Source organism: Ruegeria sp. BB10, assembly GCF_056535725.1.
Map to the genome: position 1 here is coordinate 710,681 of NZ_JBQFIW010000001.1, position 22,308 is coordinate 732,988.

General features: G+C 58.2%; 18 protein-coding genes. 7 read left to right on the forward strand and 11 right to left on the reverse strand.

The features are described 5' to 3' along the window. Positions 1–16: 16 nt before the first annotated feature. Entirely contained in the window at positions 17–1,603 is a 1,587-nt protein-coding gene (glpD, locus tag ACR3EP_RS03625; protein WP_480636373.1) for a glycerol-3-phosphate dehydrogenase, read from the forward strand. 35 nt (positions 1,604–1,638) lie between these two features. On the opposite strand, the gene ACR3EP_RS03630 is transcribed toward glpD, so the two are convergent. The 3 genes from ACR3EP_RS03630 to metG all read right to left on the reverse strand — a co-directional run bounded on the left by ACR3EP_RS03630 (position 1,639) and on the right by metG (position 7,931). Continuing rightward, a complete protein-coding gene (locus ACR3EP_RS03630) occupies positions 1,639–4,776 on the reverse strand; it encodes an efflux RND transporter permease subunit (RefSeq protein ID WP_480636375.1) in 3,138 nt (1,045 codons plus the stop codon). Between the two features lie 3 nt (positions 4,777–4,779). Then, a complete protein-coding gene (locus ACR3EP_RS03635; protein ID WP_170358073.1) occupies positions 4,780–5,946 on the reverse strand; it encodes an efflux RND transporter periplasmic adaptor subunit in 1,167 nt (388 codons plus the stop codon). A gap of 266 nt (positions 5,947–6,212) precedes the next feature. Continuing rightward, the gene (metG, locus tag ACR3EP_RS03640) at positions 6,213–7,931 is read right to left on the reverse strand and encodes a methionine--tRNA ligase (protein ID WP_170409518.1); all 1,719 of its coding nucleotides are present in this window, start codon (positions 7,929–7,931) and stop codon (positions 6,213–6,215) included. Positions 7,932–8,185: 254 nt separating this feature from the next. On the opposite strand from metG, the gene ACR3EP_RS03645 reads away from it, so the two are divergent. After that, entirely contained in the window at positions 8,186–8,902 is a 717-nt protein-coding gene (locus ACR3EP_RS03645; RefSeq protein WP_170358077.1) for an OB-fold-containig protein, read from the forward strand. Positions 8,903–8,934: 32 nt separating this feature from the next. Further along, entirely contained in the window at positions 8,935–10,608 is a 1,674-nt protein-coding gene (locus tag ACR3EP_RS03650; RefSeq protein WP_170358079.1) for a flotillin family protein, read from the forward strand. Positions 10,609–10,638: 30 nt separating this feature from the next. Here the strand turns inward: ACR3EP_RS03650 and ACR3EP_RS03655 are convergent, their stop codons facing one another. From ACR3EP_RS03655 to ACR3EP_RS03685, 7 genes are all read right to left on the reverse strand, one after another. Further along, positions 10,639–11,859, reverse strand: a complete 1,221-nt coding sequence (locus tag ACR3EP_RS03655; protein ID WP_170348444.1) for an MFS transporter — start codon at positions 11,857–11,859, stop codon at positions 10,639–10,641. 70 nt (positions 11,860–11,929) lie between these two features. Continuing rightward, positions 11,930–12,526, reverse strand: coding sequence for a YceI family protein (locus ACR3EP_RS03660; protein WP_480636378.1), 597 nt, complete (start codon positions 12,524–12,526; stop codon positions 11,930–11,932). Continuing rightward, positions 12,523–13,737 (reverse strand): MFS transporter, encoded by a 1,215-nt coding sequence (locus tag ACR3EP_RS03665; RefSeq protein ID WP_480636379.1) that lies wholly within the window; start codon positions 13,735–13,737, stop codon positions 12,523–12,525. Before ACR3EP_RS03665 ends, ACR3EP_RS03660 begins: the two co-directional genes overlap by 4 nt. Positions 13,738–13,801: 64 nt before the next feature. Beyond that, positions 13,802–14,422 (reverse strand): ImuA family protein, encoded by a 621-nt coding sequence (locus tag ACR3EP_RS03670; RefSeq protein ID WP_170409530.1) that lies wholly within the window; start codon positions 14,420–14,422, stop codon positions 13,802–13,804. A 59-nt stretch (positions 14,423–14,481) separates the two neighbouring features. Beyond that, on the reverse strand, positions 14,482–15,063 hold the full coding sequence (locus ACR3EP_RS03675) for a retropepsin-like aspartic protease family protein (RefSeq protein WP_170348448.1): 582 nt from the start codon (positions 15,061–15,063) through the stop codon (positions 14,482–14,484). Positions 15,064–15,104: 41 nt separating this feature from the next. Continuing rightward, the gene (locus ACR3EP_RS03680; RefSeq protein ID WP_480636381.1) at positions 15,105–15,725 is read right to left on the reverse strand and encodes a MarC family protein; all 621 of its coding nucleotides are present in this window, start codon (positions 15,723–15,725) and stop codon (positions 15,105–15,107) included. Next, on the reverse strand, positions 15,722–17,575 hold the full coding sequence (locus ACR3EP_RS03685; protein ID WP_170393739.1) for an ABC-F family ATP-binding cassette domain-containing protein: 1,854 nt from the start codon (positions 17,573–17,575) through the stop codon (positions 15,722–15,724). The genes ACR3EP_RS03680 and ACR3EP_RS03685 overlap by 4 nt, the downstream gene beginning before the upstream one ends. A 104-nt stretch (positions 17,576–17,679) precedes the next feature. On the opposite strand from ACR3EP_RS03685, the gene ACR3EP_RS03690 reads away from it, so the two are divergent. Together ACR3EP_RS03690 and ndk are read left to right on the forward strand one after the other, a co-directional pair. Continuing rightward, the gene (locus tag ACR3EP_RS03690) at positions 17,680–18,882 is read left to right on the forward strand and encodes a multidrug effflux MFS transporter (RefSeq protein ID WP_480638992.1); all 1,203 of its coding nucleotides are present in this window, start codon (positions 17,680–17,682) and stop codon (positions 18,880–18,882) included. Positions 18,883–18,984: 102 nt separating this feature from the next. After that, positions 18,985–19,407, forward strand: coding sequence for a nucleoside-diphosphate kinase (gene ndk, locus ACR3EP_RS03695; RefSeq protein WP_008757405.1), 423 nt, complete (start codon positions 18,985–18,987; stop codon positions 19,405–19,407). A gap of 53 nt (positions 19,408–19,460) precedes the next feature. Here ndk and ACR3EP_RS03700 read toward each other — a convergent pair whose 3' ends face one another. Further along, on the reverse strand, positions 19,461–19,808 hold the full coding sequence (locus ACR3EP_RS03700; protein WP_480636383.1) for a TfoX/Sxy family protein: 348 nt from the start codon (positions 19,806–19,808) through the stop codon (positions 19,461–19,463). A 244-nt stretch (positions 19,809–20,052) separates the two neighbouring features. Between ACR3EP_RS03700 and ACR3EP_RS03705 the strand changes: the two genes are divergently transcribed. Both ACR3EP_RS03705 and ACR3EP_RS03710 read left to right on the forward strand, forming a co-directional pair. Then, the gene (locus tag ACR3EP_RS03705) at positions 20,053–21,549 is read left to right on the forward strand and encodes a CHAD domain-containing protein (RefSeq protein ID WP_480636384.1); all 1,497 of its coding nucleotides are present in this window, start codon (positions 20,053–20,055) and stop codon (positions 21,547–21,549) included. A 3-nt stretch (positions 21,550–21,552) separates the two neighbouring features. Beyond that, a complete protein-coding gene (locus tag ACR3EP_RS03710; RefSeq protein ID WP_480636386.1) occupies positions 21,553–22,308 on the forward strand; it encodes a ParA family protein in 756 nt (251 codons plus the stop codon).

The window sequence follows — 22,308 nt, forward strand, 5'->3', positions numbered from 1 at the left end:
CGGGAATCATCCAGATATGGAACAGTCACACGACCAGATCTCAGACCTTTTCATCATTGGGGGCGGCATCAATGGATGCGGCATCGCACGCGATGCAGCGGGGCGCGGGCTGTCGGTGACACTGGCCGAGATGAACGATCTGGCCTCGGCAACCTCGTCGGCGTCGACCAAGCTGTTTCACGGCGGATTGCGGTATCTGGAGTTCTTCGAATTCCGCCTTGTCCGCGAGGCTCTGATCGAACGTGAGACCTTGCTGCAGGCGATGCCGCATATCAGCTGGCCGATGCGATTTGTGTTGCCGTACCACGCAGACATGCGTTTCGATTCCGAAACGCCGACCTCGCGCCTGTTAAGCACGGTGATGCCTTGGATGAAGGGTCGTCGTCCGGCCTGGCTGATCCGGTTGGGGTTGTTCATGTACGACCATCTGGGTGGGCGTAAAATTCTACCGGGCACGGCGTCTCTGAACCTGAAAACAGCACCCGAAGGGCGACCGCTGCAGGACAAGTTTGAGACCGCCTATGAGTATTCCGATTGCTGGGTCGAGGATTCGCGCCTTGTCGTTCTCAACGCCCGCGATGCCGCGGTACGCGGTGCTAATATTATGGTTCGCACCGAGGTTCTGGCGGCGAAGCGCGTAGACGACCTATGGGAGGTGACGGTTCGGGACCGCGACAGTGACGAGACACGCGTGATCAAGGCTAGAATGCTGATCAACGCTGGTGGTCCATGGGTTGGGGATATCATTCAATCGAAAATCCACGTGAATTCGCGCGAGGGCGTCCGGTTGGTGCGGGGCAGTCATATCGTGACCCGCAGGCTGTTTGACCACGACAAGTGTTACTTTTTTCAGGGCGAGGATGGGCGCATCATTTTCGCCATCCCGTACGAGCGTGATTTCACCTTGATCGGCACGACAGATCAGGATCATCCGAATCCATCTGAATCTCCGGTGTGTACCGAGGCGGAACAGGAATATCTGTGCGCGTTTGCGACCAAATATTTCAAGACGCCAGTGACGCGAGATGAAATCGTCTGGACATACTCAGGTGTCCGCCCGCTGTACGATGACGGTGCCAGTAGCGCCACCGCCGCGACTCGGGACTATACGTTGAAAGTGGACGCGCAAGGCGGGGCACCGGTGCTGAATGTCTTCGGCGGCAAGATCACAACCTACCGACGTCTGGCCGAGAGTGCGTTGGAGAAAGCAGCCGAGCATTTCCCGGACTTACCCGGTCCCTGGACGGCTGGTGTGGCTTTGCCTGGCGGAGATTTCCCTGTCGAAGGGGTGCAAAATCTGGTGGCTGGGTTGGAAGCTGACTTTGCCTTTTTGGAGCGCGCCTGGGCCGAGCGTCTTGTGAGCGCCTACGGCACCGAGGCCAGGATCATTCTAGGGGATGCGAAATCCGCCCAAGACTTGGGAGAGGACTTCGGTGCCACACTGACTGCGCGCGAGTTGGAATGGCTGATGGATAAAGAATATGCCCGCACGGCCGAGGATGTCGTCTGGCGTCGAAACAAGCTGGGCTTGCGTCTGAGCGTTGAGCAGATCGCCCGGATACAGGATTGGATGGACCATCGCAGCGCTCAGGCTGCTGCCTAAGAAAAAGCCCCGCCGATTTGGCGGGGCATTTATTATTACGCTGTTTCTTCCGAGGGACCGGGGTCGTTCTTGGTGCCCTTGATCCATTCCCTGAGACTCTGCATCAGGGCATAGAGAACCGGCACCAGAATGACACCAACCAGCGTGGCTGCAAGCATCCCGCCAAAGACGGCAACACCGATCGCTTTCTGGCTGGCCGCACCCGCGCCACTCGCTGCTAGCAGCGGTACAACGCCTAGCAGGAAGGACAGGGCGGTCATCATCACCGCGCGAAAACGCTGATAGGCTGCCTCGGCGGCGGCATCCCGGATCGAAAGGCCATTTGCCCGTTGCTCCATCGCGAACTCAACGATCAGAATGCCGTTTTTCGATGCCAACCCCACAAGCATGATCATCCCGATCTGTGTGTAGAGGTTGATATCACTGCCCACGATGGCCACGGCGGCCACCGCCCCGAACAGGGCCACAATCACCGACAGCAGAATCGACACCGGCATCGACCAGCTTTCGTATTGCCCCACAAGGAACAGATAGCCAAACAAGATCGCCAGCCCCAGGATCACAATCACCAGACTGCCCGAGGCCAACTGCTGCTGCGCCGTACCAGTCCATTCGAACGCGTATCCCGGGGGCAGGGCGGTCGCTGATTCCTCGGTCATCACGTTGATAGCATCGCCAGTGGACAAGCCCGGCGCTGGTACAGCTGTAACGGTCGCCGACCGGAACAGGTTGTGCCGCTTAAGCAGCACTGGTCCCAGCACGTTTTCCACGTCGATCAGCGTACCCAGTGGCACCATCTCACCTTGTTCCGAGCGGACATAAAGGTTCGAGATATCTTCGACATTGTCGCGATAGCTGCCATCGGCCTGGATCATCACGCGATACACCCGTCCGAACAGGTTGAAGTCGTTGACGTAGTACGACCCCAACTGCGCCTGCATGGTCTGGAACACTTCGGCCACGGACACTTGCAGTGTTTTGGCTTTTTCGCGGTCCAGATCGACGAACAACTGCGGCACGTTTGCGCGGAAGGTCGTATAGGACTGCCCGATTTCGGGCCGCTGGTTCGCCGCGTATACGAACGACCCCACGGCTGAGGCCAGATCCTGCGGTGTTCCGCCCCCGGTTTGTTGCACCTCCATCTCGACACCGGCCGAATTGCCAAGGCCCTGAATAGGCGGCGGGTTAAAGGCCACGATCGAGGCGGCGGATTCCCCATACGCAATCGCCAGAACCTTTTGCAGAATAGCATCCGCACTCAGGTCATCGTCCTGACGATCATCCCAGTTTTCGAGGTTCACAAAGATCGCCGCGCCATTTGTGGTGGTGCCATTCAGGATCGAAAATCCGTTGATCAGAACGGTACTTGAAACGCCAGGGATCTGCTGAATCTGATCATCCACACGAGCCGAGACGATCTCGGTCCGTTCCAGCGTTGCCGCGTCTGGCAGCTGAATGTCGACGAACAGGTAACCGTTATCCTCAAGCGGCAGGAAGCCGCTGGATGTGTTGGACATGATGGTCCCGGTGCCCATCGCCAGCGCAACGATAACGCCCAGACCGACGACCGGCAGGATCAACAGTTTGCGCACGATGGCGACATAGCCGCTGCGGATTGTGCCGATGAAGCGTTCAAACACGGCCAGCAACCCCTTGGGTGGCCCCGAACGCGCCTTCAGAACAAGGCCGCACAAGGCTGGCGACAGGGTCAGCGCGTTGATTGAGGAAATCACAACGGCGGTTGAGATGGTTACCGCAAACTGTGAATACAGCCGCCCCGAGATACCGGGCATGAAAGTCACCGGTACGAACACGGCCAGCAGAACCAGCGTGGTAGCAATAACTGGGCCGGTGATCTGTCCCATGGCCTTTCGGGTTGCTTCTGCTGGGGGCAATCCTTCGTCCGCGATGATCCGTTCGACGTTTTCAACCACAACAATCGCGTCATCCACCACGATGCCGATGGCCAGAACCAACGCAAACAGGGAGATCGTATTCAGTGACATTCCGAACAGCAGCAAAAACGCGAACGTACCGATCAGAGAGACCGGGATCGCAACAGCCGGGATGATCGTCGCCCGCCAACTGCCCAGAAAGACAAACACAACAGAGATTACCAACGTGAACGTCAAGATCAGGGTCGTCACCACGTCGTTCAGTGATTGCTCGACAAAGTCGGTGGTGTTGAAGGGAACGTCATATTCCACATCGTTGGGGAAGCTGCGAGACAGCCGCTGCAACTCGGCCTCGACACGTTCAGAAACCGCCAGCGCGTTTGCGCCAGGGGCCTGATATATACCAATGACGGTAGCCGGAACGCTATCGAAATAGCCGGACGCCGCATAGTATTCTGCACCCAGTTCCACCCGTGCGATATCTTTGACCCGCACGATAGATCCTGCATCGCCGGTGCGGATGACAATTTCGCCGAATTCCTCGGCCGAGGTCAGGCGGCCCTTGGTCTTGATCGTGTACTGAAATGTCTGCCCCTCGGGCACCGGAGGCGCACCGATCGAACCTGCCGATACTTCGACGTTCTGCTCGCGGATAGCGTTGATCACGTCGCCCGGAGTAATGGACAACGCGGCCATTTGATCCGGGTCCATCCAGATCCGCATGGCGTATTCCAGATTGGTCAGAACGTCCGCCTTACCAACGCCCTGAACGCGCGCCAGTGCGTCTTTCAGGTTGATCGAGGCATAATTCGACAGAAACACGCTGTCATACGTTCCCTCGGGCGAGGTCAGCGTCACCAGTAGCAGCATGTTGGTGGACGCCTTCTGCGTCACCACGCCCGAAGATGTCACTTCGGCCGGTAGCGAGGACATCGCTTGTGCCACGCGGTTTTGCACGTTCACCGAGGCGATATCGGGATCGGTGCCGACCTCGAAGGTGACATTCAATGAATACGAGCCGTTATCGGCCGAGGTGGACGTCATGTAGATCATGTCATCCACACCGTTCACCTGCGCCTCAATGGGCGCGGCAACAGTGTTTTCAACGGTCTCGGCGTTGGCACCGGTATAGGTGGTCGTTACGCTGACCACCGGTGGCGTGATGTCGGGGAACTGGGCCACTGGCAGAACCAGATAGCCGATGGCACCCATGATGGTCAGGACAAGCGAAATAACAAGCGCCAGCTTGGGCCGGCTGATGAACAGGGCTGAGAACATCTGTTACTCTCCCGGCTGCTCAGATGCCACGACGGCATCGACGGCAACCCCGGGACGAACCCTTTGCAGGCCCTCAACAATGACGCTTTCGCCTTCGCGCAGACCGTCTTTGACAATCACTGCCGTGCCTTCGTTGTCGCCGGTGGTGATGTAACGCTGTTCAACCATTTGCTGGTCATTGACGACCAGTACGAATTCACCCCTTTGATCACGTTGCAGTGCGGCCTGTGGCACCAGAACCTCAAGCGTAGGTTGCAGGGCCTCGATCCGCACGTTCAGAAATGCACCGTCCACGATCAACCGGTCGGCGTTCGAGAATTCGGCACGCATCGTAATGGCACCGGTCAGAGGGTCGATCCGGTTGTCGACAAACACGATTTTGCCCGTTTCATCCAGTTCTGAGCCGTTTGGCAGATCTATATGAACATTCGGGCTTTTGTCGCTTTCGCTCAGGGATGCAGGGTTCTCACCCACGGTTTCAAGAACCGAAGTAAACTGCTTTTCATTCAGTGAAAAATTCACATAGATCGGCGCCTCGCTGACGATATTGACCAGCGGCGGGTTGTTCGGACCGACCACGTCACCGACGCTGATTGCAACCCGACCAATGCGCCCGTCAAACGGGGCGTGGATTTTGGTGTAGCTCAGATCAAGTTCGGCCTGCTGGATCGCGGCTTTGGCAGCTTTGACTTGTGCTTCGGCCACCAGTTCATTTGCGCGTGCGATATCGCGTTCGGATTCAGGGGTGGCGTCTCGTTCGTACAGCTCTTGTTTACGGGCCAGCTCGACCTTGGCAAGTTCCAGATTGGCCTCGGCCTTGTCCAGGTCGGCGTTGCGTGCTTCTACCGTCGCTTCATAAAGGTCGGGCTCAATGGTGAACAGCAAATCGCCCTGTTTCACCAGCGCGCCGTCTTCGACATTCTGACTTTCCAGAAACCCGCTGACGCGCGCCACGATGTCGGCCTTGTTCAGGGCCTCGGCGCGGCCGATAAAGCTGGCCTCTTCGGTGATTTCCTCAGTATACGCAGCCGCGATCGAAACTTTGGGCGGCGGGGCGTCGCTTTGGTCTTGTGCTGTGGCTGTGTGTGCCATGCCCAGACAAACCAAGACAGCAAAGGCCTGGACCGGTCCGCTGTGACGGATATTCAAGTTCTTCAATGCAAGGGACATGGCAGGCGCCTCGTTCATTATAAGGATTTTGCGCCCGGGCAGGTTGGTCGCCCCGGCGAGTCGACTGAATTCAGGTCAGGATGACCGTTTTAGGATTATATCTCAAGCTTCTTGAATGCGATGAACGGGCGGAGACCTGCAGGAATTTTCTCGTTAACAGGCTGACTTAGGCCAACGTGCCTGCGGTCGTATGGCTGGATTCCGGTGAGGCAACCGAAAACGGGGACCGTTTGGCCCCCGTTTCCAAATTCAGATGTTGCATCGGATCATTCGCGCGCGCCGGCGAACCGGTTTTCCCAATCTTCACGCTGTTCGTCAGTGATTTTGGCGAACAGCACGTCTGGTACCGTAAAGGCATGCCCAGCGGGCAGTGCGTTCAGCGCAGCCGCGATATCGTCGGGCCAGCTGGTGTCCAGAGTATTCATCGCGCTCAGCATCCGGGCCGAGGTTTCGGGGATGAAAGGGGCGCTGAGAACGGCATACAGGCGGATCAGGTTCAAGCCCAGACGTACCTGAGCTGCGGCCTGTTCCGGATCTTCTTTGAAGGTTGACCAAGGGGCAGCGGCCTGCAGATATTCGTTGCCCGCGACCCAAATCGCCCGCAATTCCTGCGCGGATTTGCGAACCTCCATCGCCTCCATATGTCCTTCATAGGCCCGAACGCGTTTTGTGAGATCGTCAATCAGGGTCTTTTCACGTTCACCAAAACTACCGCCCTCGGGCACGGCCTCAGAGAATTTAGACCGGCAGAATTTGGTGATCCGGCTGACAAAGTTGCCCAGAACATCCGCAAGGTCTTTGTTCACAGATTGCTGGAAGTTCTCCCACGTGAACTCGCTGTCGCTGCTTTCGGGCGCATGGCTCAGCAGCCACCAGCGCCAGTAATCAGCGGGCAGAATCTCAAGCGCCTGATCCATGAAGACGCCGCGGCCCTGAGAGGTCGAGAACTGGCCGCCGTCATAGTTCAGGTAGTTGAACGATTTCAGGTGGTCGACCATCTTCCACGGCTCACCCGACCCCAGAATGGTGGCCGGGAAGGACAGCGTATGAAAGGGCACGTTGTCCTTGCCCATGAACTGCACATAGCGTACGTCATCCGCGCCCTTGTCGGTGCGCCACCAGCGCTGCCAATCGGCGTCGGCTTTGCCGTTTGCATCGGCCCATTCTTTGGCGCAGGCGATGTATTCGATGGGCGCGTCGAACCAGACATAGAAGACTTTACCCTCCATCCCCGGCCAGTCCTGATCACCTTTCTTGACCGGTACGCCCCAATCCAGATCACGGGTGATGCCGCGATCTTGCAGACCGTCGCCATCGTGCAACCACTTCTTTGCGATGGAGGTCGTCAGGATCGGCCAGTCGGTCTTGCTGTCAATCCAGGCGTCCAGTTGATCCTTCATGGCCGACTGACGCAGATACAGGTGCTTGGTTTCGCGCACCTCCAAATCAGTCGAACCGCTGATCGCGCTGCGTGGCTCAATCAGGTCGGTCGGGTCCAGCTGCTTGGTGCAGTTTTCACACTGGTCGCCGCGCGCGCGCTCATAGCCGCAATTGGGGCAGGTGCCCTCGATATAACGGTCGGGCAGAAAGCGGCCATCGGCGTTGGAATAGACCTGCTTTTCCGTCACTTCACGGATCAGTCCGGCGTCGTCCAGCTTACCTGCAAAATGCTGGGTCAGCTTCTTGTTCTGATCGCTGGACGAACGACCAAAGTGATCAAAGCTCAGACCAAAGCGGTTGGCGATGTCGGCCTGAACGCCATACATCTCGGCGCAATATTCGGCCACTGGTTTACCCGCCTTGGCGGCGGCCAGTTCGGCGGGGGTGCCGTGTTCATCCGTGGCGCACAGGAACATGACCTCATTTCCCCGGCCACGCTGATAACGCGCGTACAGATCGGCAGGCAATTGCGAGCCGATCAGATTGCCGAGGTGCTTGATCCCGTTGATGTAAGGGATCGCCGAGGTGATGAGAATCCGAGCCATTTTGCGTTTCCACGTATCTATCTGCGCGCCCGTCTATCTTATGTGGAAGGCCAGCAAAAGCCCGGCTTTTGCTCAGGGGCGAATTAAAACAACAACAACCCCGAAAATCCATCTAGCAGAGGAATACGATTGCATCCGGCTGGTGGTCCACAATACCCCTAGGTTGAATAGCGGAATCACAGCTACTTGAATTTGTGTTATCGCTACCTATCTAATGTATACAAAAGTATACACAAAATGAGGGCAGTCTACTGATGTTCGACTTTCTGCTTGAGGGTGCGTTTGTGCCCTTTACTCTGGCGCTTGCGCTTCTGTTCGGTCTTCTTGGGCTGGAACTGATCGCATTGGTTCTGGGCGGAAGTCTTTTGGCAGGCGAGGCCGAGGTTGACCTGGATGTGGTTGACGGTCCCGATCTGGACATTGGTGATTTTGACCTGGATGTCGACGCGGATGTTGATCTGGGCGAATTCGAATTGGCCGAGGTTGAGGCGGACGCACCGGGCGCAGCCCCTTCGGGTCCGTTGGCGTGGCTTGGGATCGGCAAGGTGCCATTCATGATATGGCTGGCGGTTCTGCTGGCTGGATTCGGCCTGTCGGGAATTGGCCTGCAATTGGCGCTGCGCGATCTGCTGGGCTTTGACCTGCCAAGCTGGATGGCAGCACTTCCGGCCGGTGCCTTTGCCCTGTGGTTTGCGCGCGGCTTTGGTGGTGTCTTTGCCCGCCTGTTGCCGAAAACCGAGACCGAGGCGATGTCGGAACGAATGCTTGCACGCCGTCGTGGCGTGATCACGCAAGGAACGGCCTCGCGCGGGCGTCCGGCTGAGGTCCGCGTCACCGACCGTTTTGGAAACTCTCACTACCTTCGCGCGGAACCGCTGCAGGACAAGGATGCGCTGAAACAAGGCACCGAAGTGCTGGTTTTGCGTGACCGACGGCGTGACCGGTTCGTTCTGGTCGGCTTGTCAGACTAACAAAATTCAAACCCCAACCTGGAGGATTTAGCATGGAACTACCATTCCTGGCCGTCACAGTTGTGACCTTATTAGCAGTCGTTTTGTTCATCGGCCTTGTGCTTGGCCGTCTGTATCGCCGCGCGACCCGAGAGGTCAGTCTGGTGAAAACCGGGGCAGGTGGCAAGAAAGTCATCATGGATGGCGGGGTCATCATCGTACCGCTGCTGCACGAGGTCAGCCCGGTCAACATGAAGACCTTGCGCCTTGAAGTGCAGCGCAGCGGCGAGGCTGCTCTGATCACCAAGGACCGGATGCGTGTGGACGTTGGCGTGGAATTCTACGTCTCGGTCATGGCCACCGAAGAAGGTATTTCGCGCGCGGCTCAAACACTTGGTGGTCGCACTTTTGACGTCGAGCAACTGCGCGAGATGATCGAAGGTAAGCTGATCGACGGTCTGCGTGCTGTGGCCGCTCAAATGACCATGGACGGGCTGCACGAAAACCGCGCCGACTTTGTGCAAGAGGTGCAGAATGCGGTGTCTGAGGACTTGTTGAAAAACGGTCTGTCTCTGGAATCCGTCTCGCTGACCGCGCTGGACCAGACGCCGTTTGAGGCCTTGGACGAGAACAACGCGTTTAACGCGGTAGGTATGCGCAAACTGGCCGAGGTTATCGCCGTGTCCAAGAAAGAACGCGCGCAGATCGACGCTGAAGCTGAGGTTGAGGTTCGCCGTGCCGCGATGGAAGCGGAACGTCAAAAGCTGCTGATCGAGCAGGATGAAGCGCAGGCGCGGATCGAGCAGACGCAGAAGGTGGAAACCTTGCGCGTGGCACAAGAGGCTGAAATTGCGGCGCGAACCGAAGATTCGGTGCGTGAAACCGAACGCGCCCGGATCGCCCGTGAGGAAGCCATTCGTGCCGCCGAGATCGAGCGTGAGCGCAATATCCGTGATGCCGAAATCGCGAAAGAGCGGGAACTGGAAGTGGCTGAGCAAGAACGCCAGATCATCATCGCGCAGAAATCCGAAGAGGAAAGCCGCGCGCGTGCCTCTGCTGACTTGGCTCGTGCTGAAGCGACTAAGGCGACCGAAGCCGTGGCAACTGCTCGCGAAGTGGCCGAGGCCGAGCGTCAGAAGCAGATCGTACTGATCGAAGCCACGCGTGAAGCCGAACGTCAGGCCACCGCTATCCGATTGGCCGCACAGGCGGAGAAAGAGGCCGCCGCCGACCGCGCCGAAGCCCGCCGCGAAGAAGCGCAGGCCGAAGCGGACGCGCTGAATATCCGCGCCGAGGCCAAGAAGAACGACATGCTGGCCGAAGCGGAAGGTAAGCGCGCGATTGTTGAGGCAGACAATGCCCTGTCGCCCGAACAGATCCGCATGAAGGTTGATCTGACCCGGATCGAAACCATGCCGTCGATCATCTCGGAAATGGTGAAGCCGGCTGAAAAGATCGACTCGATCAAGATCCATCAGGTCGGCGGCATCGGCGCTGCCAATGGAGGCGGGGCTGCAAATGGCGACAAGCCGGTGGTCAATCAGGCGCTGGATTCGATCATGGGTATGGCAGTGCAGATGCCCGCGCTCAAGAAGCTGGGTGAAGAACTTGGTTTGTCGATGGAGCAAGGCGTCGGTGGCGTGGTGAACGGCGCGCTGGAGCAGACGGTTGAACCCGCCAAAGTGGCCGAGGTGGTGGAAGACGAAACACCGCCGACACAGCAATAACCGAATAAGGGGCCGGGATTTCCCGGCCCTTTAATCTTCGCGCGACTTTTTCAACAACCGCCCGATGGTGAACGAAGTGCGTGGGGCGTAAACATAGTTGGTCCGCTCGTCCGGTGTTGGGCGAGACCGCATCCGGGCCAGGCCAAACACGATCAAAACCAGATGCCCGGCTGCCACGAAAGCAAACAGGGCACTTGGACCGAATTGCTGGATCAGGGTGGACGAAATGTAGGGCGACGCAATAGCCCCTAGCGCGTACCAGAACATCAACGCGGCTGATAATTCGACCCGTTCCTCGGTGGTAGCAAAGTCATTTGCGTGCGCCGATGACACCGAGAAGATCGGGAAAGTTGTCAGGCCAAAAATGGCAGCGGCCAGCATGACGCCCAAGGTGCCGGTTCCGCTGGCGGCCATTGTAACGCCACAGCTAAGCACGGCAGCACCAGACAACCAGATCAGTACCCAGCGCCGGTCGAATTTGTCGGCCAACCATCCCAGCGGATATTGCGCCAGCGCCCCACCCAGAACAAATGAGGCCAGGAAGAACGCGATCTGATCCACGCCTAGTCCGACCTCTTGCCCATAAACCGGACCGACCATTCGGAACGAGGCTGAGCTGAGCGCCGCAACAATCACACCTGCCACAGCAAGGGGCGAACTGCGCCAGGCCAGTTTGGGCCGCAAGCGGGGGGCGTTAGGTGTGATCGGCTGACTGGCGCGGGTCAGGGTCAGCGGCAACAGGGCGGCACAGCACAAAATCGCCAACAGGTTATAAGACACGTATGAGGCGGGCGGCAGCACGGCGATGATCAACTGTGCCCCCAGTGACGCCCCCATATCCACGAACCGATAGGTCCCCATCGCCCGGCCACGGGTTTCGTTGGTGACCTTGGCGTTCAGCCAGGCCTCGATCACGGTATAGCAGCCCGCCACACAGGTGCCCGAAGCGATCCGCAATGCGGCCCATAGATAGGGGTTGTCGGTCAGGGTGTGCCCGATCAACCCCATCGCGCCCAAAGCCGTGCAGACCGCGAAGGCGCGAGAGTGGCCGACATTCCCCATCAGTCTCGGGGCCCACCAGCAACCAATGAAAAAGCCTAGGAAATGGGACGAGCCCAGCAGACCGATCTGCTCGGTTGTGAATTCCAGTGTAATGCCCGAGATGGCGTCCAGCGGCCCGACGCCACCTGTGGAAAGTTGCAGCAGAATGACTGAAAGAAAGAGGGCGGCAAAAGAAATGATCGTACGCATGATGGGGGCACCTTGGCGGAATTTGCCGGTGATGCGCGCGCCTAATCGACGCGGGCGCGTCGTTTTTTGCCTATTCGGCCTTTTTGATTTCCGCCCGGATGTCCAGCCCGACGGTGTCCTGTACAAGATCAGCATAGCCGGACGCCCCAAAGTCATGGCGATTGAGCGAGCCGGTCAATTGGATCGAGAGCATATCCAGGATGTTTGCGGCGCTGCCGGGCGGTCGGTGAAGGTTGGCTTGCAGGGTGATCGGGCGGGTGACGTCGCGCAGGGTCAGGTCTCCGGTAATCTCTGCCCCGCGTGAAATTCGACCGCCTTCGCCAAGCTGCACCTTGGTTGACGTAAAGTGAATGGTTGGAAAGTTCTCAACGTCCAGCACCCCGGCGCTCAGCATTGCGGTTCGGGCAAAGGGCAATCTGGTGCGGGCTTCAGCCGCGTTCAGGGTCACGCTGACGCGGCTGTTGATCAGATTGCTCAGGTCGATCTGAATATCCGCCGACTGGATTGGCATGGTACCGGATTGTGCAAGGCCCGACAGATCAAAGGTAAAGTCGACGGATGTGCCCTGTGACAGCAGCTCGTATTGAGTAAGCGCAGCTTGGGCTGGACGCGCCATGGGCAAGGCGGCCATCCCGGCCAGAACGATGCGCCGGGACAGCAGGCTCATGCCAACGCCCCGTGCCCGCGAGGGCGCGAGCGGTGCAGCAGCACCAGCAGGATGGCGATGTTCAACCCGTTCCAAAGAAGGCCGTTAACGAAGGCCAACTGATAGCTTCCCGTCACGTCGTATATCCACCCGGACAACCACCCGCCCAAAGCCATACCCATGATGGTCATCATCAGGACGAACCCCACCCGTGCGCCGGCCTCTTTCGGGGGCATGTATTCGCGCACCACTAAGGCATAGCTAGGCACGATCCCACCTTGCGCCAGCCCGAACAGCATACTGATGACATAAAGCGAGACCATCCCGTCATAGGGCAGGAATAGAAACAGGGCGATGCATTGCAGGGTAGAACCGATAAGCAAGGTCCTGATCCCACCCAACTTGTCGGCGACCAACCCCGAAACGATCCGGCTGAGGACACCACCCAACAGCATTAGTGACAACATCTCGGCCCCGACCGCAGGGCCATAGCCCAGCCCGACGCAATAGGACACGATATGAACTTGTGGCATGGACATGGCTACGCAACAGCCGATCCCAGCCAGACCCAGGATGTATTGAAGGGTGCGCGGAGGTATTCCAACGCTGCGCGTATTAATTTGAGCAGTAGCAGCTGCAGTACTGTGGGCTTCGTCCGGAACCTTACGGCCTAGTAGTAAGGAAAGAGGTATAACAACGATCAGTGTCACGATGGCCAATGTCAGATAGACTTGCTGCCACCCTTCTCGGGCCAGAATTCCGGCCAGCAGGGTGGGCCAGATGGCCCCAGACAGGTAGTTTCCGCTGGCGACCAGCGCGACGGCGATCCCGCGTCGCCGCATGAACCAATGGGAAATGTCCGCGATCAAGGGGCCAAACCCGATGGATGCGCCCAAGCCCATCAATAGATGCGCCACCGAGAGCATCAACATGTTCGGGGCCAATGTCGCCAATAGATAGCTGACTGCACTTAGCACAGAAGCCCCGATCAGCGCTTTGGTCACGCCCAGCCGATCCACCAGTTGCCCCAGCCACATATTACCCAACGCAAAGCCGATCATGGCGAGCGTGTAGGGCATCGACACTTCGGCTCTTCCGGCGTTGAACTGTACCTCGATGGCGGGCATCACCACGACCACCGCCCACATACCGGCATTCGCGACCATGGCGATGCCAAGCGTGATCAGAAGGCGAAGCCAGGAATATCGACTGTCATGGATTGGATGGCTCATGCTGGCACGCTAGGGTGGGGGTCCGGCTTTTGCCAGTCACAAGTTGCGTGAACTGCGTGATGTGTCACACCAAAACATCTTCGGCTTCGGTCCGGTTCAGATTCAGCCCGGCGCGCGGTTTGATCTGGGTGGCGCGCCAGCTGACGGGGGGCAGGGCGCGGGCGCGGCGGCGGGTCAGGGTCCAGCGGCGGGCCTCGCCCTGATGGTTCGCGGCCATGTGCCAGCGGGTCTCGACCCCCTGCGCGCCACCGTCGCCGGGCGTCAGCAGCAGCCCCAGCGGCGCCCGCCCCATCGTGCCACCCTGTTCAGCAGCCAGATGCATGCGCCGCACCGGCGTCAGCCCCGGTGCGCCCGGCAGGTCGCCGATGATCAGCGGAATGGCCCCGCTGCGCAGCGCCTCTTCCATGCACCACAGCAGGTCTTCGGCGCGGGTGGGGCGGACGAACAGGAACCGGGCAGGATCGGCAAAGGGCATCATCCCGTCCGGGTTCAATTGGCCGGACTCCCACGCTGGGGAAATCCACAGCACCGGCCCCTGCGCCTGACCGGCCAACCACATGGCAAAGCTGCGCCGGGCGGGGCCGCAGGCCTCATGCACGCGGGCCAGCTGCAGAGTGATCTGAGGGTGTAGGGTCAGCCCCGGCGCCTCACGCGCAGGTTTGCGGCCAAGAAGGTTTGTAGACATGCCCGCAGCCTAGCATGTTCTTATTTTGTTCTCAATTCGGAAATGCCGCCGCAGACCCTTTAACGAGACAGGATCAGACGGCCATCCGCGAACTGGATATTCGAAAAGCGATGCAGATAATCCATGCCCAGTAGCGATTGGCGCAAATCGCCTTCGTTGACCCAGGCCGAGACGTTGTGATCGGTGATCGGCCCCAGCTCAAGGCTATCCAGCCGAACGGGTGCGGTGCGGACCTCTCCATTCGCGGTCGAGGCACGGCCGAGATAGTTCAGTTGGTCAGGGTCAATACCAATGCGTCGGGCGTCCTGATCGCTCAGCACGATCTGGCTGGCACCGGTGTCGACAAGAAAGGTTATCGGCTCTCCGTTCACCACAACGGGCAGGTAATAATGGCCGTCACGTGCCCGAGGCACCGCGATCGTTTCGCCAGTGACAGTCATCTGCGGGGCAGGGCCAACGGTTGATCGGATGTCTTCCCACAGTCCGACAACGGCAATGGCACCGACGAAAATGAACACCCAGGCCATCGCCTGTTGCATAGTCTTGTTCAGAGACTGACGGTTCTGCGAGACGAACCACGCCACCACCGCCGCACCAAGCACGGCCAGATACACCAAACGTCCAATGCTGTCGCCGTCCATGCCGTACCCCTTACCACGCTTACTTTAATCTATATGGGGATTTACGACGTAAAACCAAAGGCCTTGAGCCCGTCCAAAATAAACTGAACCGACAGCGCCGCCAGCAGCATGCCCAGCAGCCGGGTCAACACATTCAGCCCGGTTTTGCCCAATACACGTGCCACCGCCCCAGATGTCAGATACATCACAAAGACCATTGCCAACACGACCAGCATTACTCCGACGACCACGGCCAAGCCCTGAATACCGGGCTGCTGACCTGCCAGCAGGATCATTGTCGCAATCGAGCCGGGGCCAGCGATCAGTGGAATACCCAGCGGAAATACCGATGGATCCGGATGTTCCTCTTCCTCGGCACTGTTTTCCCGACGTTTGGTGCGGCGTTCAAACAGCATGTCGAGCGCGGTCAGAAACAACAGAACGCCCCCTGCGACGCGAAACGCTTCCATCGAGATGCCTACAAACCCCAGAAGGGCCTCACCGAAGGCAGCGAAGGCGGCCAAAATCACACCTGCTGTCAGACAGGCCCGGATCGCGATTGAGCGACGGGTGTGCCAGTCCATGCCCTGGGTCAACGCCACAAAGATAGGCGTTTGGGCCGGCGGGTCGAGGACCACGAAAAGCGTCGTGAATGCGGTGATAAGGAATGCGCTGTCTATCATGCTGCTGTTTCTGCCTGTTCAAGTCGTTCGGCGGCTGCCACCCACAAAGTCTCGGCCTTTTTCATGGCTTCAACCACTTCGGCAAATTTCCGATTCCAGGTTTCCAGATCGTTGATGCGGTCGTCTTCGTACAATGCTGGATCTGCTAGTTTTGCGGACAGTTTCTCATGCATGTCCGTCAGCTTTTCAATCCGGTCCTCGCATTTGCGCAGATCGGCGCGCAGGGCCTGCATCGTATCACGCGAAGGGCGTTTGGGTTTCGCTGCCTTGGGTTTCTCTTTGACCGGTTTGTCACGGGCCAGCAGCATGGCGCGATAAGCCTCAAGGTCTCCGTCAAAGGGTTTGACCGTTCCGTCCGAGACCAGCCAAAGTCGGTCAGCAACCAGTGACAGCAGGTGCATATCGTGGCTGACCAGAACGACTGCGCCGGAGTATTCAGTCAGCGCCTCGACCAGCGCCTCGCGGCTTTCGATATCCAGGTGGTTGGTCGGTTCGTCCAGGATTAGCATATGAGGCGCGTCGATGGTTGCGATCAGCAGCGACAAGCGGGCCTTTTGACCGCCCGAAAGGCGCCCAACCAGCGTTTCCGCCTGATCCGCGTTCAGCCCGAACCCGGCCAGACGTGATCGCCATTTGCCCGGTGCCTCATCTGGGCGCAGACGGCGCAGGTGGTCCAGCGGCGTTTCGTCCACGTGCAGCTCATCCACCTGATGCTGTGCGAAATACCCGATGCGGAGTTTGTTACTGCGGGTCATCTTCCCCGCCATCAGGGGCAGGCGGTCGGATAGCAGCTTGGATAGCGTCGATTTACCCTGACCGTTTTTACCTAACAACGCGATGCGGTCGTCCTGATCAATGCGCAAGTTCAGACGGCGCAATACTTCGGTTTCGCCATAGCCAGTCACACCGCCTTCGATCTGGATGATCGGGGGGGACAACTCTTCGGGCTCGGGGAAGGAAAACGCCCGCAAAGCGGCCTCTTGTGGGGTCGAGACCAGCTGGATGCGTTCAATCATCTTCAGGCGGGACTGGGCCTGAACGGCTTTGGATGCTTTGTACCGAAACCTGTCCACGAAGCTTTGCAGGTGAGCGATGCGGGCCTTGGCCTTGGCGTTCTCAGATTCCGCCTGGGCCAGTCGCTCCGCCCGGCGTTCAGCGAATTTGTCATAAGGCACCGCGTAGTAGGTCAGTTTGCGGTCTTCCAGATGCAGGATCGAGCCCACCGCACGGTTCAGCAACCCGCGGTCGTGGCTGATGATGATCACCGTATGCGGATATTTCGCCAGATAGCTTTCCAGCCACAGTGCGCCTTCGAGGTCCAGATAGTTGGTCGGTTCGTCTAGCAGCAATAGGTCGGGCTGCGAAAACAACACCGCCGCCAGTGCCACACGCATCCGCCAACCGCCCGAGAAATCGGAACAGGGGCGCAATTGATCTCCGTCATCGAATCCCAGACCCTTGAGGATCGAGGCCGCGCGGGATTCGGCAGACCACGCGTCGATATCCGCCAGCCGGGTTTGAATCTCGGCAATGCGTGCGGGGTCTTCGGCGCTGTCGGCCTCGGCCATTAGGGCGCTGCGTTCGGTGTCGGCGGCCAGTACCGTGTTGATCAGCGACACGTCGGACGAGGGGACCTCTTGCGCCACGCCGCCGATCCGTGCGCGTTTCGGCAATACGATATTGCCCGATTCCAGCGCCAACTCGCCCCGGATCAGGCGGAACAGAGTGGTCTTGCCAGTGCCGTTACGCCCCACCAGACCAACCTTGTGGCCATCGGGAATGGTGGCGCTGGCACCGTCAAAAAGGGGGCGGCCTTCGACCGCATAGGTGATGTCTTCGATCCGTAACATGAGCCGCTCATAACAGAGCATGTCAGACGCCGCCAGCGGGTTGGCATGTTCATCGGTCAGCCTATGTGCTAGCGCTGGTCCGGTTGGATTTTGACGGTTTTAACATGCGCGCGGCTTCTTCGCCTCCCTCTCTGGTCACTTTGGTGTTCGCCACGGCGATTTCCGTGCTGACGTTGAATATGTTCCTGCCGTCGCTGGCCCGAATGGCCGAGGATTTTCAGGTCGACTATGCATTGGTGAACCTGTCGGTGGCCGGATATCTGGCGGTGTCTGCAGTATTGCAACTGATCATGGGGCCGCTGTCCGACCGATTTGGTCGCAGGCCCGTTTTGCTGATCTGTATGTCGGTCTTTGTTGTGGCCTCGGTTGGTTGCGTTTTAGCTGAATCAATCTGGGCCTTTCTGGGCTTTCGTCTGTTGCAGGCGGCTGTGGTTGCCGGGCCTGTGCTGTCGAGCGCCGCAATCCGGGACATATACCCGCCGAACGAGGCCGCCAGCAAACTGGGCTATGTGGCCATGGCGATGGCGCTGGCCCCGATGCTTGGGCCAATGCTAGGCGGTGCGCTGGACGGCCTGTTCGGCTGGCGGGCAGGCTTTGTTCTGTACTCCGGCTTAGGGGCGGGGATGCTGCTGTTGCTGTGGGTCGATATGGGTGAGACCAATACCAACCGTTCTTCAACCTTCGCGGCGCAGTTGCGTGAATACCCCCACCTTTTTCGTGCTCGCCGGTTCTGGGGTTATGCCTTGTGTGCATCGTTTTCGATCGGCGGGTTCTACAGTTTCATCACCGGCGCGCCCCTTGTCGCCGCTGCTTGGTTCGATCTAAGCCCCGCGATGTTGGGATTGGGGATCGGCATCATCACCGGTGGCTTCATGGTGGGGAATTTCATCACGGGTCGGATCGCCGCCAGAACACCACTGACAACCATGATCCTGATCGGACGCATGGTCGCGTCAACCGGGCCGCTTTTGGGTCTTCTTCTGTTTCTTGCGGATCTGGGCTCGGTCTGGGTGTTCTTCGGGTCGGCTATTTTTGTTGGCTTTGGCAACGGATTGACCAACGCCAATGCCTCGGCCGGGCTGATGTCTGTCCGGCCCAAACTGGCAGGCAGCGCCGCTGGCTTGTCAGGTGCGATGATCGTGGCGCTTGGGGCGGTACTGACCTCGCTGACCGGGTTATGGGTCAGCCCCGACAACGGGCCGTTTCTGGTTTTGGGTATGATGTGGGCATGCAGCTTTGCCGGACTGTTGGCCGTGGTTTATGTGCGCTGGGTTGACCGTCAGGACCCACTGCCCGAGACGATCTGAGCCGCTGCGCATCATAGTCCTTTTCATATCAGACAGACCGTGCTACGCGGCGCGCGATGGATTTCGGCGCGACCCCGCGCCTTATGTTAAGGAGAGGCCGACATGGCACTGGAACGCACATTCTCGATCATCAAACCTGATGCAACCCGCCGCAACCTGACTGGCAAGATCAACGCCAAGTTCGAAGAAGCCGGCCTGCGCATCGTTGCGCAAAAGCGCATCCACATGACCAAAGCTCAGGCTGGCAAGTTCTATGACGTGCATGCCGAGCGTCCGTTCTATGACGAACTGTGCGAATTCATGTCGTCGGCTCCGGTTGTTGTTCAGGTTCTGGAAGGCGAAGGCGCCATTGCAAAGAACCGCGAAGTCATGGGCGCAACCAACCCTGCAGACGCAGCCCCCGGCACCATCCGCGCCGAGTTTGCTGAATCGGTTGGTGAAAACTCGGTCCACGGTTCGGACGCCCCCGAAACTGCAGCGGTTGAAATCGCTTACTTCTTCTCGGGCATCGAACTGGTCGGCTAAGCCGCTGTCAGATCGGATTCTTGAGCCGCGCCAGTTTACGGGTGCGGCTCTTTTTATTTCGGCTTGAGGTCGTCGGCAGACACCCGCACACCGATTGCATCCAGATCCGAGATCATCTGGGTTTCAGGCATCGCGGTGACGCTGGCCTTAATGGCATCGAACCGCTGCCGCAGGGCCTTTTTCTCATCGCCCTTGCAATCGTTCCACGGGCGGCCCTGCAACCCCATGACCATCACGTAATAGCCGATGAAATGCGGCTTGGTTCCTGTCTGCAAAAGCCGGGAGTAGGCTTTATCGGGACCTAATTCGCGCAATTCCCGTGCCGAATGAATACCTGCACGGGCGCAGGCTTGTTCGTAAGCCGGGCCGAGGTTGCGGATTGAGGAGATAGGGTCGGACATGCGCTACTTTTAGCGGGGTGTTTAGGGGCTGTCGACCTGACGCACGGTCAGTAAGACATCAAGCTTGCCAGACGGAATAGTATGCGATTTCATGGCACCATGCTGTCATGAGGGTGCCGATGTTCAAGAACCGGGAGACCGCTAAGAGACACGGCAAGAACCCGCGCTGGCAGTTCGATGGCACGGCACTACGAAGCCTTGATGCCTTGAAAACGAGGCGCGGGTGATGGGGCGGAAACGCAGGGTGTTCGTCCTTTCAGGCAAGTTCGACCAGGACGAATTCTCAGGATTAGTTAAGGGGTTGACGATCGCGTTTGAACCGCCTTCCGCTGCCCGCTCCTTTGACCTGCTAGACAGCCATGATCAGTCGCTACGGGCTAAAGGGCGGTTATTGATCGAAACAGGCGGCTCGTTGCAGCTGCTGAACGACAGGGACTTTCTGTTTCAAGATGGCTGCGGCACAGGCATGTTCGTACAGGACCTGCCGGATGGACCTGTCCGCGCGGCGTTGAAAGATTTCCCAAAGTTGCGCGCGCTTATGTGTATCGGCTCTGGCACCATCAAAAGCAGCACCTTTGCCGTATTGGATGACCTGCAAAAGACTCAAGTTCGCGGTCACGCCCTGACTTTGGGCACACACCACGGGCAGGTGACGATCCTGACCGTTCAGCCCATGCGCGGCTATAAACGCGCCTTTCAAAAGGTCTGTTTGGCGCTAGGGGAATTGGCGGCTGGCGCGTCAGGTGCAGAGGTGGTCATGCAAGGCCTTTTTGCAGATTTCCCTGCCTACAATGCCAAACCCGATATCGAGTTGGGCAAACAGGAACCCTCGATCGAAGTGGCGGTGGATATCATCCGCACCTATCTGGAGGTCGCGCGCAAGAACGAGGCGGGAATTGTCGCGGATATAGACACGGAATTTCTGCATGATTATCGCGTCTCGCTCAGGCGCGTGCGGTCCGTACTAAGCCTGTTCAAAGGCGTGTTTTCGCCACAGCAGACAAGCGCACTAAAACGCGAATTCTCGGACCTGATGGCGTCTACCGGGCGGGTGCGGGATTTGGATGTCTATCTTTTGGAAAAAGATATTTATTTCAACTTGATACCGCCTAACCTTCATCTCGGTATCGAGGCGATGTTCGCGAAGTTTGAACAAGAGCGTAACCGCGAACTTGCTGTGCTGAGTCGGCGTTTGCGCAGTGCCGCCTATGGCAGACAGATGAAGCAACTTCTAGCACTGTTTGCTGATACTAAACGGTTGGAACCCGGACCCAACGCCGAGCTCAGAGCTTATGACTATGCCCGTTCGTTGATCTGGAAACGCTACCGAAAAGTATGCAAGCTTGCCCGTGGGATTACCCCGAAAACTCCAGACGAGGCGGTGCATAAACTGCGGATAGATTGCAAGAAGTTGCGCTATCTGATGGAGTTCTTTGCGCCTTTGTTCGACAAGAGTAATTTCAAAATGCTCATTAAGCCATTGAAAAAAATGCAAGATAATTTGGGTTTGTTCAATGACTATTCGGTGCAACAAGAGGCGCTGCTTAATTTTGTTTCCACTCAAAGTGATGCCCGAAATCGGACAAGTGCGCCGCTTGCCATGGCCGCCGGAGGGCTGATCGCCGTACTCGATCAGCGCCAAAAAGCTGAGCGCGACCACGTGATTGCCAATTTTCAGCATTTCGATAGCCCCGAGATTCAGAACCTGTTCCGAGCCCTGTTTCGCCAAAAGGAGGATTGACTGGTGAAGATCATTGCCTGCTACAGCAACAAGGGCGGTGTGGGTAAAACCGCAACCTCGGTAAACTTGGCCTATGCCTATGCGCAAGCAGGGTACACCGTGTTGTTGTGCGACCTTGATCCGCAGGGTGCGGCGGGGTTCTATTTTCGGGTAAAACCTTCAAAAAAGTTGACCGACGCGCGGTTTTTCGGGGATGTTTCCCGGTTCACCAAATCTATCAAGGCCAGTGATTTCGAAGGGCTGGACGTGTTGCCAGCGAACCTGACCTTCCGCGACTTTGACGTGTTCCTATCGCGTATGCGAAACAAGCGATCCCGGTTGAAAAAGGCTCTGGCCGCCGCCGGCAGTGACTACGACGTGATCATTCTGGATTGCCCCCCGAATTTTTCGACTCTGTCCGAGAACGTTTTTAAGGCGGCGGATCAGATCGTGGTGCCGGTCATTCCGACCACTTTGTCCGAGCGAACGCTTGCGCAGTTGGTGGCCTTCTTTGACCAACAGAAGCTGCCCAAGAAAAAGATTAGGGCGTTCTTTTCGATGGTGCAGCGGCGCAAAATCTTGCATCTGGAAACGATGGAGAAGATGCGTAAACAGTACAAAAAACGGTTCCTGCAAACCGAAATACCTTTTGCCGCCAATATCGAACGTATGGGCCAAAACCGCGCCCCGGTCAGTATCTTTGCTGGTCGCAGTGACGCCAGCTCTGCCTATCAGTCGTTGTTCGATGAATTGGAAAACGGAGTGATTTCAAGCAAATGA

Excerpts from the sequence above, each read along its gene's own strand:
- glpD (WP_480636373.1), top strand. The coding sequence starts at position 17 with ATGGAACAGTCACACGACCAGATCTCAGACCTTTTCATCATTGGGGGC.
- ACR3EP_RS03630 (WP_480636375.1), bottom strand. The coding sequence starts at position 4,776 with ATGTTCTCAGCCCTGTTCATCAGCCGGCCCAAGCTGGCGCTTGTTATT.
- ACR3EP_RS03635 (WP_170358073.1), bottom strand. The coding sequence starts at position 5,946 with ATGTCCCTTGCATTGAAGAACTTGAATATCCGTCACAGCGGACCGGTC.
- metG (WP_170409518.1), bottom strand. The coding sequence starts at position 7,931 with ATGGCTCGGATTCTCATCACCTCGGCGATCCCTTACATCAACGGGATC.
- ACR3EP_RS03645 (WP_170358077.1), top strand. The coding sequence starts at position 8,186 with ATGTTCGACTTTCTGCTTGAGGGTGCGTTTGTGCCCTTTACTCTGGCG.
- ACR3EP_RS03650 (WP_170358079.1), top strand. The coding sequence starts at position 8,935 with ATGGAACTACCATTCCTGGCCGTCACAGTTGTGACCTTATTAGCAGTC.
- ACR3EP_RS03655 (WP_170348444.1), bottom strand. The coding sequence starts at position 11,859 with ATGCGTACGATCATTTCTTTTGCCGCCCTCTTTCTTTCAGTCATTCTG.
- ACR3EP_RS03660 (WP_480636378.1), bottom strand. The coding sequence starts at position 12,526 with ATGAGCCTGCTGTCCCGGCGCATCGTTCTGGCCGGGATGGCCGCCTTG.
- ACR3EP_RS03665 (WP_480636379.1), bottom strand. The coding sequence starts at position 13,737 with ATGAGCCATCCAATCCATGACAGTCGATATTCCTGGCTTCGCCTTCTG.
- ACR3EP_RS03670 (WP_170409530.1), bottom strand. The coding sequence starts at position 14,422 with ATGTCTACAAACCTTCTTGGCCGCAAACCTGCGCGTGAGGCGCCGGGG.
- ACR3EP_RS03675 (WP_170348448.1), bottom strand. The coding sequence starts at position 15,063 with ATGGACGGCGACAGCATTGGACGTTTGGTGTATCTGGCCGTGCTTGGT.
- ACR3EP_RS03680 (WP_480636381.1), bottom strand. The coding sequence starts at position 15,725 with ATGATAGACAGCGCATTCCTTATCACCGCATTCACGACGCTTTTCGTG.
- ACR3EP_RS03685 (WP_170393739.1), bottom strand. The coding sequence starts at position 17,575 with ATGTTACGGATCGAAGACATCACCTATGCGGTCGAAGGCCGCCCCCTT.
- ACR3EP_RS03690 (WP_480638992.1), top strand. The coding sequence starts at position 17,680 with ATGCGCGCGGCTTCTTCGCCTCCCTCTCTGGTCACTTTGGTGTTCGCC.
- ndk (WP_008757405.1), top strand. The coding sequence starts at position 18,985 with ATGGCACTGGAACGCACATTCTCGATCATCAAACCTGATGCAACCCGC.
- ACR3EP_RS03700 (WP_480636383.1), bottom strand. The coding sequence starts at position 19,808 with ATGTCCGACCCTATCTCCTCAATCCGCAACCTCGGCCCGGCTTACGAA.